Source organism: Brunnivagina elsteri CCALA 953 (genome assembly GCF_002289455.1).
GTDB classification, from domain to species: Bacteria; Cyanobacteriota; Cyanobacteriia; order Cyanobacteriales; family Nostocaceae; genus Brunnivagina; species Brunnivagina elsteri.
In genome coordinates this window covers 16344-29830 of sequence record NZ_NTFS01000028.1, presented here as the reverse complement: position 1 = coordinate 29830, position 13487 = coordinate 16344, and the positions used below count along the sequence as shown (strand labels likewise).

Annotated in this window: 11 protein-coding genes and 2 pseudogenes; 5 read left to right on the top strand and 8 right to left on the bottom strand. The window is 36.3% G+C overall.

Going from position 1 to position 13487, the window contains the following annotated elements:
* Positions 1-223: 223 nt before the first annotated feature.
* From CK510_RS04345 to CK510_RS04330, 4 genes are all read right to left on the bottom strand, one after another.
* Positions 224-586, bottom strand: a complete 363-nt coding sequence (locus tag CK510_RS04345; protein WP_095720525.1) for a DUF6876 family protein — start codon at positions 584-586, stop codon at positions 224-226.
* Between the two features lie 123 nt (positions 587-709).
* Positions 710-976: a hypothetical protein gene (locus CK510_RS04340; RefSeq protein WP_095720524.1), complete on the bottom strand. Its 267-nt coding sequence runs from the start codon at positions 974-976 to the stop codon at positions 710-712.
* A 92-nt stretch (positions 977-1068) separates the two neighbouring features.
* Positions 1069-1479, bottom strand: a complete 411-nt coding sequence (locus CK510_RS31470; protein ID WP_158224839.1) for a hypothetical protein — start codon at positions 1477-1479, stop codon at positions 1069-1071.
* A 32-nt stretch (positions 1480-1511) separates the two neighbouring features.
* Positions 1512-1712 (bottom strand): plasmid partition protein ParG, encoded by a 201-nt coding sequence (locus CK510_RS04330; RefSeq protein ID WP_095720523.1) that lies wholly within the window; start codon positions 1710-1712, stop codon positions 1512-1514.
* A 309-nt stretch (positions 1713-2021) separates the two neighbouring features.
* On the opposite strand from CK510_RS04330, the gene CK510_RS04320 reads away from it, so the two are divergent.
* Together CK510_RS04320 and CK510_RS04315 are read left to right on the top strand one after the other, a co-directional pair.
* A complete protein-coding gene (locus tag CK510_RS04320) occupies positions 2022-2471 on the top strand; it encodes a hypothetical protein (RefSeq protein WP_245911845.1) in 450 nt (149 codons plus the stop codon).
* 95 nt (positions 2472-2566) lie between these two features.
* Positions 2567-2935: a hypothetical protein gene (locus CK510_RS04315; RefSeq protein WP_095720521.1), complete on the top strand. Its 369-nt coding sequence runs from the start codon at positions 2567-2569 to the stop codon at positions 2933-2935.
* 149 nt (positions 2936-3084) lie between these two features.
* On the opposite strand, the gene CK510_RS04310 is transcribed toward CK510_RS04315, so the two are convergent.
* From CK510_RS04310 to CK510_RS34555, 4 genes and pseudogenes are all read right to left on the bottom strand, one after another.
* Positions 3085-4596 (bottom strand): hypothetical protein, encoded by a 1512-nt coding sequence (locus CK510_RS04310; protein ID WP_095720520.1) that lies wholly within the window; start codon positions 4594-4596, stop codon positions 3085-3087.
* Positions 4589-4987: a hypothetical protein gene (locus tag CK510_RS04305; RefSeq protein ID WP_095720519.1), complete on the bottom strand. Its 399-nt coding sequence runs from the start codon at positions 4985-4987 to the stop codon at positions 4589-4591. The genes CK510_RS04310 and CK510_RS04305 overlap by 8 nt, the downstream gene beginning before the upstream one ends.
* 29 nt (positions 4988-5016) lie before the next feature.
* On the bottom strand, positions 5017-8577 hold the full coding sequence (locus CK510_RS04300) for a CHAT domain-containing protein (protein ID WP_095720518.1): 3561 nt from the start codon (positions 8575-8577) through the stop codon (positions 5017-5019).
* Positions 8578-8762: 185 nt separating this feature from the next.
* Positions 8763-8891: pseudogene (locus tag CK510_RS34555) on the bottom strand (IS701 family transposase); the annotation flags it as partial.
* 53 nt (positions 8892-8944) lie between these two features.
* On the opposite strand from CK510_RS34555, the pseudogene CK510_RS04295 reads away from it, so the two are divergent.
* From CK510_RS04295 to CK510_RS04285, 3 genes and pseudogenes are all read left to right on the top strand, one after another.
* Positions 8945-9199: pseudogene (locus CK510_RS04295) on the top strand (transposase); the annotation flags it as partial.
* Between the two features lie 256 nt (positions 9200-9455).
* A complete protein-coding gene (locus CK510_RS04290) occupies positions 9456-9851 on the top strand; it encodes a ParB/RepB/Spo0J family partition protein (RefSeq protein ID WP_211293085.1) in 396 nt (131 codons plus the stop codon).
* Positions 9852-10706: 855 nt separating this feature from the next.
* Positions 10707-13403 carry a hypothetical protein gene (locus CK510_RS04285; RefSeq protein WP_095720516.1) on the top strand — a complete coding sequence of 899 codons (2697 nt, stop codon included), beginning with the start codon at positions 10707-10709 and terminating at the stop codon, positions 13401-13403.
* The last annotated feature ends 84 nt before the right edge of the window (positions 13404-13487 follow it).

The window sequence follows — 13487 nt, the reverse complement described above, 5'->3', positions numbered from 1 at the left end:
ATCCGTTTGAAATTAGCGATCGCTTGTGGGTAAAAAATCATCTTGAAGAAGATGAAGAAAAACTACGGTTTTCAACGTAGACGAGGTTTAACACCTGAATAGTAGGTTTTGATAAACTTATCAGCTTTAGTCACAAATTGTTCAAGATTACTGACAAATATCTGCTCATTGCTAATTGCTTGCACCATGATTATTTTCCCTTTATCTACAAATTTGATGCGGTTTAATATTCGCTTGGTAGCATGAGAGTTGTTTCTACCAAGTAAAGTTTTATATGGCTTAGTGGAAAATTGGTATATTCGATTTCTTGGCGTAAAACTTCTTGGTTTGTATCCCATTCACAAACCAAAATACCGGAATTATTCTCAACTCGTAAATGCCAGATTTGAAACTCCCGTAAATTAGGATTCGAGAGAAATTGTTTCGTTTGATGGGAGAAAATTGCATCTAATAGCCAATAGCAGTTTGTTGCGTCAGCTAAGTATTTGATTCCGTCTGTATATTTCAAGCCAAGCCAATGTTTGTAGAGAGTTGTTGAACCAGTAAATTGATTGAGTTCTGTTGTTATTTGTTGTGGAGTTTTCATGTTTTAAAATCCTTGGTTTTACAAGCTTCATTACCCGTAAAGGCGTTAGCCGTAAAATTAAAGCTGCTGGCAAAATTACCAACAGCAAAGGTTTTTATTATTAGAAATTCATAGTAGTCATTTTTACTTGAACAACAGTTGTGAGCAAACTAATTCATCTACTGCTGCTAAATCCTCTTCGGTCAATTCTTCGCAAAATCCTTGCGGATAATCAAAAACCACCGTGTAGTTCCAAGTATTTGGGGAGTTATAATCTAATCGCAATCCAGTAACTTGACCTGTCGCCCATTTTTTGCGATCGCAGTTACTTTTAATTGCGACTTGTACGCCAAATATATACTTGGGTGGTTTGGCAAATGGGTGAGTGAATGTAATGTTTATGGTGTTCACAAGTTGATTCCATTGACTTCACTCGCATTTTTGGCGTGAGCCATCAATATTTTACGTTGATTAATGTTGAGTATTTCTTCTTCTGACGTGAATCAGTCTCGATTGCAGAAGGAAGTGGGTTTTGGCACTGCTGGGGATGCTCTAATTTCTCGACCTTTAGGGATTTTTGCCAAGGCAAAACCCTTGTCAGCACAGGAGTATTTCTTTGGACGGGGTTTTGTAAATGCTGATGCTGCGGTGGAGAGTGTCAGGCATAGGAATAGGTGGTAATGTTCCAGGATTCTTGGATAAAGAACTGGAACTGTTGTCAGGTAAATGTTTGCATCTGCACAGTCCTGGGAGGCGATCGCGTTGGCGTAGCCTCTCCTCTTGGGACTTAGCGATGACCTGTCGGTTCGCGCAGAAAATTTTCTACCTCCCTGCATAACCACTTTGCAAGGCTGCATTTCATTCCGATATTCCTGCTGCTCAGAGCGATAGCGATCGCTGCCATTTGTAACCAATTAAGCATTTGTTTTTTGGCAACAATCTATCTCTACTTCTGATTTTTATCATCAACATCATCTGGCTTATCAAAAAGCCCTGGCGGTGCATTTTCCTCAACCCAGCGTTCGATTAATTCGTGCGCTACATCGCTCATGTTTATACCTTTCCAGGTACACACAGTATTGAAACGACGCTTTAATTTTTCTTCCATCGAGAGGGTAAGTCTCTCTGTCCTGGTTTTTCTAGTCATAATTAATATTACAAATATTCATACGATTAGATGAGTGTGTGATTGTGTGATAGGATTTAGATATAAACGCAAAAATTCTCTCAGCATTGCATTAAAGCATCGCAAAGAGAGGGCTTGCAACTTCGTTTTTAGTCACCAAAGCCCCCCGCAACGACTCGCAATCAAGACGGAGGGCAAGGTTAGTCCAAATAAAAGGGACATCTTTATTATGAACGCAACTGCTCCTTTTTCACTAGCGTATAGCTTCGATTACGATCGCTTTACCAAACCCGATCTACAAACCAAGGCAAAATCCACTCTCGGAAGCTTATGAAAGATGAGGAAGTGCGATCGCTCCAGACTTTACAAACCAAAAACCAACAATTAGAAAAACGAGTCGCAGAATTAGAAAAAGCCCTAGAACATTCCAGCAATGATAATTGGGGAAACACCTTGAATAACCAAGCTGCAAAGGTTGTAAACAAAGAATTAGAAAAAACTATCGAACCTTTAATGCAGGAAGTCGATCGCCTAAACAATGTGCTGTCGCAGAAAGAGCAACAACTGGTTCAAATTCAAACGAGTAATTGTCCAGAATCAGATGCTGTTTTGATGGAGTTTGGGGAGATGGGGGAAAGATTTGGGTGGAGTGGTTGGAGTCGTCGGGGATATCGCGCTGCTAGTGGGATGCTTTGTACGGGGATTGGGGCGATCGCTCAATTTATTTCCGATTTAAAGGTATCTTCCCCAAGCTATCAACAACAGGAAATCGCGTTTTAGATTGAAACCAAATTAGATTTACCTCAAATGTTGCCGTTTCTAAATAGTGGCAATCGATTTGGTATGGCGAAAATAAACTGAAATGAAGAATTAAAATGCAATGCAAACAAAAAGAAACTAACACCAAGAAAATTCCCAGGTGGTTCGCAAAATTTATATTGCAGCAAACACAAAATAAACCCAATAACCAACAAATATTCTTAGCGCTTCTAAAACCGATGACACCACAAGAATGGTGTTTGATTTGGATGCCAATAATTCATCCTGGAGTCGAATTACCGCAAGAAGGAGGGCGAAATCCTACGGGTTACATGAAAGCTTGCTTGACAACTTTATCGGCATTAACTGGATATCATGAGCGAACAGTTGAAGGTTGGTTTTATGGAAAACCTTACCATTATTCTGTGGAAATTCTGCTGCGATGCTTCCATTTGATTTTTACACTACAGCAATATTTAGGGTAATTAAATTTAGAAATAAGATTAAAAATCAGAAAAATTATCGACTCGGATATCTCTCCAAATATCAGAGACTTGCCACCCAGAATTCCCAACAGATTGGACTATGGGGTTATCTCTGGCTGGAACATAGTTTGACACTTGGTTTTCGATAATTAGTTGTTTTTTAACCGTTTTTTATCAAGATAACTTTTGGTACACCACCAACTCAGTAATCCTAGTCCCACTCCCAGCACTAAACTAGAACTAAAAGCAGCGACGAAAGGATGAGGGGGAAGAAACGGATGCTTAGAAGAAGGCAATTGCCAGGGCTTTTCAATCAAAGAATAATTACTGGAAAAAAGCCCCCCAACACCAAATCCGACACCAATCCCTACACCTACAGATTCAATAGTATTTTGTACTTTCTCTTCAACATTTAACTTTTCCTTTTCAATTCTTGCCTGTTCAATTGCGACCAAAGCTCTAATGGCGGCAATTGTATTGTCAAATAATCTAGCACTGGGAACAAAGTAATTTAAGTCTCCCTTTATTTGTTCAAGAAAAGTTAAGCAATTCTTTTTGCTAAAAGTTTCTAAAAATCTAAGATTGGTCTCGATTTCTGTGCTGCGAATTTGCTCTAGTTTTTCATTGTAGTTATGGGTATTAAGAACAATTGTGTTTTGATAATCCTGTAACACATTTAACCAGCGAGTATATTCTAGAGCTTTTTTAGGAAGTTCTTTAAGCTTATTCTGAAAATTATTTAAATCATCCTCAACCAGATGATTGTTACTTTTGTTTTCAAAATCATCTATATAATTTTGAATTTGTTGATATTGTTTTTCTAGTTTTTTGTAAACCTTATAGCTATCTTGAAAAGCTTTAATAAGCTTATGCCGATATAAAAATAAGTCGATTATTTCGCGCTCATAAATTTCAAACTTTTTGTCAGCTTCTTTGTCTTTAAATAACCAAACAATAACATGAGGATAAATATCAATTTCACGATTTATTAATCCATACTCAAAAATAGGACTACCAAATAATTCACCAGCATGATGAAATGGTGAAGTTGATTCTGGTTTAAGTAAGATGTTACAACACTTATCTGCGAGGGTTCTAATATCGTGTTTAATTTCATTTTCATCCCTATATTTTTCAGTAAGTTTATCAGGAAGATGGGCAGTAATTAAAAGAGTTTCTCCTAAAAAATTGTCATCGTCTTCAAGTTTTAAAGATTTAGCTATTTTAAACTTTTCAAGCAAATTAATATCTTCTATATTCTGAGCAGGCTCATCTGGACAACCTAGATTGAAGCAAAGACAGTAACTATCGTGGATTTGTAGCGGGTAAACAAAACCGTCGATTGATAGCTGATTGTTTGTTATTTTATCTGTAAATTTTCCTTTAAATGTTACCCTATCAACTTTTGGCTCCAGACAATTTGATTGCACTAAATCCACAGGAATATTAGATGGTTTTTCTTTGAAATCTAGTAGTGAATTTATTTGTGTATACTCAAATCCTTTATCGTCTTTGATATTAGTATCGAAATCATCTATTTTGTGCTTACAATTCAATAAGATTTCATTGCCTTTTTGCCAAATTTGATGTTCATTTTTAATCTGTTTCTGTAGATAAAAATAAAATAAATAAACATTTGGATTAGAGATTGTATTATTCATTTGATTGTGTTAATCCCGGTTTGGATTTTGTTTCTATCGGTGTAGAATCAATTCTTTTTATTAGGTTTTTAGGTAAATCTGGATAGCGATTTGTGAGAGTATTTTCATATTTTGGTGATGGTGATTGTGGTTGTGGTTCGGTAACTAGCTTTGGTTTAGGCTTTCTAACAGCAGGAGGTTGCCAAACATCCATAACAAATTCGGCAAGAGATGGATATTTATATAACCATTTCTGAATTGCATCTGCTATTTCTTGATTGGGTTGGTTTTCTAACTCAATAATCTTCTTATTAAGATTATCAAAATCATCAATCATTTCAGTGTCAAAAACTTCAGGATAATCTTCGACAACTTGTAAAAAAGTCTGAATGAGTCCTTCCGAATTCTGCATAAAAACTCCCTGATTACATACGCTAGATATTATCCAATCGCGAAAAAACTTCCCCAATGGTAGGGATTATTAAAAATTTCTTTAAGTAAGCATTTTTTTGATTCTAATTCTCCTTTGATAAATAACTTATTCTCTAAACTAAGTAAATTAGAGTCTTCAGCCCATTTGAGTAACTCATCTATTTTTGCTGTCCTGAGCCAAAGTTGAGCTTCTCTGAGATGAACAGCAATACTGACATCAGGACTAGACTGTAGGTTTTGATAAAATTCGATCATTAAGATTGCTGTAGATAAATCTTCCACTGACCAAAGGCTACTTACAACATTAGTACTACCCGCATAAAGAAATCCACTGGGTAAGCCAACATATTCATCAGTAAGATGATTTAAGTCAGTAAAACCAGTTTCGCAAGCAGAGAGGGTGACAAGGCGACATTTAGATAAATCGAGAGTAGCAAAGATGTCTTGTAGGGTTAATTTTTCTTCTGTATTCCCCTGTTCTTCATTAGAAGAAGTCAGATAGTGATTACCAGAATTTTCTTGTGACTCAATTTTAGTTTCTTGAGTTTGGGGAATTTGATTAGAAAATAATTCTGTGAAAATTAAAGCTGAACGCAAAGGATGCTCGAAGTCAAATTTACCGTGACAAGCAAAATGAACATAACTACTATGCAGATGTTCCTGGTTCTCTTGAAGATTAAAAGCAGTTTTGATGTCTTTCTTGTCTTTGAGTATCATGACATGATCAAAAAGTTTTTGGATAGTTTCTACCTCTATATGATTACAAGCTAGATTTTGGAGAGGAGGTTCAACAGCAAAAAATAAATGAGAATCATCTACAGGATGTTGTCGATTTTGGAGTCGTTGTAGCAGTTGGCAACTAGGAGCATAGCGAACGCCTTGAGGAAAGTAATCTAAAAGGCATTTATCGCTTTCTTGGGAAAGAGTAAGGGGTAAAGTATGGAGTGGCAATAGATGTAAGAAGCGATGCGGAATCAAAATTAGTTGCTTACATCCTTGACTGAGAATTGGAGGGAAAATTTTTGGCAACTGGAGAATCTGGGCAAGTTTGCTTAGTCTATCGCCTAATTTAAACTTCCATCTCTTGGTGTCCTCGTAATCACTGATATACTCATTTGCCCAGCTATTTAATTTTTCTAAATCTTCCTTGGTAAATGGCACAATCTCTAAATTAATCTTTAAATTATCGTGAGTAATAACAAAGGTTTGAAAGCTATCTATGCCAATATGCCATTCTAAAATTGCTGTCTCAGGATCGATAAGGTTGCGGATATCGCTTAAGTTACTAAGTTCAACACGCTGAGTCAGTGTAAATTGGGAGTCTACCTGCTTAATTTCGTCTAAAAGTCGATTTAATTGTTCTTGAGAATATTGTAAAAGTTGACGTTGTTGTTCAATTTTTTGACTTGTTAAAGATTCTTCAGTGCTGCTTTGAGCATCATCTGTTTGCTCCATACTTCTGCTGATTTGCTGCCATGCTCCCCAACCTTCTTCCTCTTCCAAGGCTTGCCTAGTAGCATGGATAGAGCGTCTAAGATTTCGTAACTGTTGCTTTTGCGACTCAGTAGCTCCTTTAGGATATACTTCGGCTGCTGCAAGTAACTCTACTAGGTTACGAGATTTGCTGCGCTCAAGGGTTTCCCATGCTTTGTCAGGTTGTTGAGCATTAATTGAGGCTTGGATCATTTGTTCGTACACATAGAGCGAAGTCTCTAAAATTTCCTGTTTACGCTGTCTGGATATAACCCAATCTCGGCTTTGTTCTACCGCAGCAATCGCCTCACCGTAGCCTTTGATAGCTAGTTGCCAATTTCCAATTTTAAAAGCGGTATCTCCGAGAGATGTTCCTGCTCTCAGACAATCATAAGGATGAAATGTAGGCTGAAGAATTTTTAGTGCTAATTGAAAGCACCTAATTGCTTTAGATACTTGATTTAGATTTTGATAAGCACCTCCTAGCGAACACCGAGTTACAGCCCAATCGTAAGGAAATTTTCGACGGCGATAAACTTGCAGAGCTTTTTTGAAAAAATTAACTGCTTTTTTTCCGTTTTTAAGGACATCACCATTAATTCGATCTAAGTAAGTAACTCCTAAATTAAATTGAGTTAAAGCCCATGCTTCAGGGTAATTCTTAAGAGTAAATACTTTCAACGCTTTTTCATAAGATTCAACAGCTAGTAGAAAGTTTTCTTCTGAATCATTAGCTATCTTGTCACTATCTGCACTCAGGTTGTGTAAATGCAGCCTAGCTGCATATATATTTCCCAGATACATTTGAAGTGCAGCCGACTCTGATAAAGAAACTTCAGGAGTAATAATTTCTTCAAGTTGATGGCAATAGTCAATAGCTTGTTTAAGGGCTTCTGCGAGAACTTGATAATTACCGTCACTGTATATAGTTACTTCTCTAGCTAGTTCCCAGTAAGCAAGTGCCAGTCCCTTGAGAGCGATGGCTTTGTTGAATTCTGAAGAAGTCCCTTTTTTGTTATTAATAACCTCTTCTCCGTGACGAATAGAAAGTTTTAAATTCTCAACTCTATCACCGCGAATGCGATTTACATAAAGAAGCGATAGATTAGCGTGCAAACCTATTAAGTCTTGTAAATAAGTATCAGATCGAATAAATTTCAATGCTATTTCTGAGCAAGCAATGGCAATTTCTTGATTACTACCCTGATTTCCTTGAGGAAACTTGAAAAGTAACATAGCAAGTTGTCCTAGTTCAGAAGCTATTACTTGTGCATCGAGAGTTTCTATCGTAGGTAAAACTTTCAAAGCCCATTGTTTCAACAATTCCGCAAAATCATCATCCCGTTTATCTAGTTTATCTAAGTTAGATTCTAATATTGGATAAACTACTTCTTGTTTTCGTTTTTCTAAAGATTCACTCCATCTAAAAGCAAAAGCTTTCTCTTTTAAAAGAGACTTTAAATCCTGATTGTTATTGGCGGCATATTCTTCGGAAATAAAGTCAAAAGATACAAGTAACATTTCCAATAATACTTTTTCCAATAACTTAAAAAAATTAGCCTCATTAGTTTTGATTACAGTAAATTCACTTAACTTGATAAAAGGTGGTATATTTAAATACCGTTTAGCTTGCAATAAAGCTGAAAGACGATTAGAAGCAGTAATTTGTTTTATCTCCAATCTTTTACAGTTTTCTGATAAATTAAAACGCTGATAAAATTGAAGAGCGGCATCGTAAGCTTCGCTAGCTATTTCTACTTGTTCAATTCTGTTTCCTTCAGGAAAATCCAAAAGCAAATCACCAAAAATAACAAGTTTATTCGCCAGTGATTCTGCGACTTCTGGCTCTGAGTCTTTGAATAAAAATTGAACAATAAATACCCAGATTAAGATGAAAAAACCTCGATTTAATTTATCTAAATTTCTTGATAAAAATGGATATACTTCTTGTGAATTACCCTCACTTTTGTCAATTGTCTCCAACACTTCCACTAAAAAGCTGAAATTAGCTGGTAATGCTGGAAAACCAGATAAAATACTACACACATAACCTATTTGATTTACTAAATCTCCCCACCACTTTTTTATTCCTTTCATTTCTCTAGCTCCTTGATGTCAACAAATCTAACAAATCTGCTCTTGGCATCATTACCCAGATTTATCACCAGAGAGAAAATATATTTTGTTTATGTGCCTATACTCTCAAATTAAGAAAAAAATGTGAGGAAGTTGTGAGGAAAAAATCAGGTGTTGCTTTAGGGATTATTTGTCATTCCCAGAACTTACGCATTGACAGATGTCTGACTATATGTTTTCAACCCCATTTTTCGTTCAAGATTTTCTAGAATGAAGTCACGAGCCACCTGAAGAGACAAATTTCTCTGTACTTCATACCAGTTTTCAATTAACTCTATACCCGGATTTCTCACAAGTGAGAAATCCGGGAGAAGACGTATCTTCAAGAGAAAATAGTCGGTATCACCGTATTGAATATGATGCATCAGCTATAGAAACACTTTTAGTTGAGCTATTTTTAGAATCGTATCAGAAGCCACCGCAACAAATAATAATAGATTTAAATGTTACGGATAATTTAGTACATGGTCATCAAGAAGAAACATTCTTTAATCCTTATTACAAGGGATATTGTTATGCTCCACTTTATATTTTCTGCGGCAAACATTTACTTGCAGCAAAACTTCGTGCATCCAACTTAGACCGCGAATCTTGCCACGGCGATAATCCCTGTGGCAAAGTTCGCCAGCAGCATGGGGTTTGGAAGAACTATAAAGGGTAACAATGTATCAATTTAGTTTTCTTGAATTTGGCTCATCCAGATATTTTTTTCTCTCTGGTGATAAATCCGGGTTATCTGCTTTTGGCTCCTTTTATTGGACAAAAGTATTATTTGATTATTTTTTGATAGATTTGTTTCAGTAATTACCGATTGTGACAGTTGGGGTGTGGAATGTGGGTTGGAAATAGATGATAAACAAGCTTTGCAAATTGCACTCATAGAAAATTTACAACGGGAAGAATTAAATTCAGTTGAAGAAACTGAAGCCATTCTAGAACTGCTATCTCTATCTTTGGGAATAGATATGAATGAAGTTATCTCTATTCTCTATCGCTCCTTCAACGCTAAACAAAGAGGTCAAAGTTTGAATCAAAACATTTTGACTCAAATTGAGAAGATTGAATTTTTATTCTCACAAATAGGAAAGTTCAATATTAGTAGTTTTCGTACTAGTCGTCTTCCTTTACTGAAGCTTCCCGATGATATTCTATCGATTTTACGTCGTGGTGAGATTGAGTACATACACCAAAGCACAAGCTATAGCACGTTTAAAATCAGAACACCAGCGTACTGAATTACTCAATATAGCAATTGTTGAGAATCTTTCTTTGAGTGAAATTAAACCTACATTCCGCACCCTCAACTGTCACAATCGGTTTTTACCGTTTTTTATAAGGAAATAAAGCCACGTAATATACTTAAGCTCCTTATATTAACGGATAAAGCAAACTTAAAAGGCATAATTTATAGCTGGTAAAATAGAATAATCTAAGTAATTATGCTATGTGACACCCTAGGGTGCGGAATGTGGGATTAAAGCCAGAATTAAGGTACTTACATCTGAATTGCAACCAAACTCGAAACATAATTTGACTCAGAGGCTTAAGGAAATTGATACACTTTTGCGTTATAAAGATTCTTTAATTAATTCTCCAGACAGAGAAAAAATTACAAAGCTTTTAGATGAGTTAGAACAACTCATTTCCCGAACTTAAGGAAGATAAAGAGTTGCATAAATTCGTTGTCAAATTTTTGCTTTTTCCTTTATGGCGAATTGTAAAGATAGCTTGACTAAAATATCAAGCAAATATGAGTATGTAATTATTAAAACAACAGAACTTTTACTCCCTAGTGTGTGCTGGAGAAAGTGTGCATCTTGCTGCAACTTTAATTGATGACTGCAAAGATATAGCGATATAGCAGAATTCATAAGTCAGAATTAACATAGCCTTTATGTTTGGCTCTTTGATCTAGGTGTATGTTTTGTCAACATACAATCTTTTTAAATGAAGGCAATATTTGTATGCAAAATACTAGGAATCAAATTAGTGGAACGCAGGTATCTCTTCCCAAAGGTGGAGTAGCCATCCAAGGGATTGGCGAGAATTTCCAGAGTAATTAACAAGCGACCGTAGACAAACGCAGGTTTATGAATAATGTTTTAATGATTCCCATCCATCTGGATGCTTTGTATCTTAAAAGCGATCGCCTAGTAGTAGAGGCAATGGCAGATTTTAGCCGCCTTCCTCATCAGGATCAGCGAGATGTAAATCCTAATATTGCCAACATCAGCGAGGAAATAGTTTCTCAGCCCTTTCAAAATCAGAATTTATACCTGAAAGCGGGAATTCATTTGCATTGGGCATTACCTGATGCTTTGACAAAAGGAATTCAAACTCAGGATAACAACCAGACAAAAACCGCTTTCCCTGCTGTTCCTAATCGTTGGTTAGTGACTCGTAGTCGAGGGGATAAAATTGAGCAGCAATGGGTGGTAGAGAGTGATTATATTTATCCTCATAAAGAAGGAAGTCAAACAGGAAGTATTGCTTATCCTTGTCAGAGAAATGGTGAGAATCAACCCTTCTGCTATCTAGGGCGTAAAATACCTTTAGAAAATTGGCAAGACAATCTAGATAATAGTGAATATTTACCATTCCTGACAGCTGTAGGCTATGGTGAGCCAACTTTTGCAGCTTTTTATCCTAATTGTCATAGCGTTTTTGGGTTTTATGATGATGATTATAGTCAAGAAATTCCTAAAGACTTAGAATACGATATTATTGGCTGGTATAGTCAGGCGCAACAACATTATTGGCAAGATTTTTTAGAAAAATTGAGAAATAACCTGCAACAACAGGGGTCAACAACTCCGATTAATACTCAAACATTATTAGAAGCACAATTCAAGTGGAAAATCACCCTAGAAACTGAGCAAGAATTACCTGCATCAATTCCTTTTATTTGTTACGCCCGTTTAAAGTTTACACCAAACACTAATATAAATAACCCAGATAGACAAGCTTCTGGAAAGGTAACTGTGGGTAATACAGGAACAGAGGCTTTATCAGCTTATTTAGCCCAAGAAATTAACCGCAACAATAAATCTATCATAGAAGAGCAACTGGAAGCCTTACACCTATCTTCCCGCTTGGAGAATCACCAGTTAGATATGACTCCCAAGCTTAAAGAGGGGCGACATGAAAATGGTTTTAATGCTATTAATGCGGGTACATTATGGACGATTCGCTTACAAAATCCCAATTCTCAAACTGCTGATGCTAACGATGCCCATGAGCAACAACAGGTTACTTTACCTGATAATATCGCTCATTTACTAAATGAACTTAATCTCTATCAACAGCAATATGATTTCGCCTTCCAGGAAATTGAGTCGATGCGTCGGCAACTTTTTTCTGATTGGTACAAATATATGCTTTGTTCCTATCCTCCACAGGGAAGCAAGGATGTATATCCCGATATCGATCAAGTCAAGTATTACATTCAGGAAAAAGTAATTGCACCTTTAAACAAAAAAATAATTGCTACAGGTAATTTAACTTTAATCTGGGATAAGGCAGGACAATTAAGTAGGGCAGAAGTGAATAATGATTCTAGGACTTCCTTAGCTTATTTATTAGTAGATAAAATCAATAATTTACTGCAAATAATTAAGGGTATTAACGCCAAAAATGTAGAAGAAAAAATCCCTCATATCTGGATTTTGCAACAGGTCACTGCTCCCCGTTACTGGCAACCAAAAGAACCTGTAGTATTGGTAACAGGAGAAGGGGCAAAACCTAGCCCTAAACATGGACAAGATGGGCGATTAAGGAAAGATGGCTTATTAGAATGTCAACTTTTACGGGATGTTACTATCCCTATTGAGAAAAATAGCTTTGCCCCTATCCGTCAAGCAATGGATGAATTAGAAAAAGCCCAAGAAGGTAAAGAAAGTATTGCCTTTAGAACTTGGGAACAACAGCCTTGGCATCCTTTTTTATTGGAATGGGAAGTAGAAGTTTTTCCTACTAAATCAGGCAGTAATCACAGGAATTATAACAGTAACTATGAAAAAGACTTTATTACTGGAAATTATTGCCTTAAGGAGAATGAACCTAATTTGTTTTTCCAATCTGGCAAGGGAGCTATTGTCAAAGCAGCTAATGTTTATTGTGGACGGAGTATTTTAACACCCTATGCAGGAATTAAACTAAAAGAACAGGTAGAAATATATTTAAGGAAACAGTTACCTGATAATTTTCAAGACTATTACGAACTAAAAAACTCAGACAAAGAAAAAGCCTACCTACAAAAAATTGAAGAATGGTATAAGAAAAAACCTAATGTTTTGGCTGACTTAGACCAACCGGAAGAGATTCAAGCCATTAAAACTTGGTATGAGCAGAAACCCTGCGATGATGCCCATAATCTTAATCTCATTTTTAGTAATTTATCCCCAGATCAAAAAGCCAAAGACCCCATCTATACAGCAATTAGGGCTGAAGAAGCACTTCATCAACTAAATTGGGATGATATGGCTAAATCTATCAATTGTTTAGCCCAATGTTTGGGAGGCTTTAATGAAGCCTTGCTTATGCACAAACAAACCCTACAGTTACCTATTGCTGACCCCTTGGGATTTGCGGATTATCAACCGTTTACAGAAGCAGTCCGTGATGCAGTGCAGCAGAGTATTCGCAGTGCGCCAGAACCTTTGAATGATTTTAATCCCATTCGTTCTGGGGCAATGAAGATTTTGCGCTTGCGGTTGGTGGATACCTTTGGACAGGTAAAAGATTTGGGTGCGACTCTTTTAAGAATATGGTGTAAAATAAAAGAGTAATAAATGAAAAGCCTACCAGAATAGTATTGCAAGTCAAAAAGCAAGTAGATGGAATTGGCTTGAGAAAATGAAAAACCAGGATTA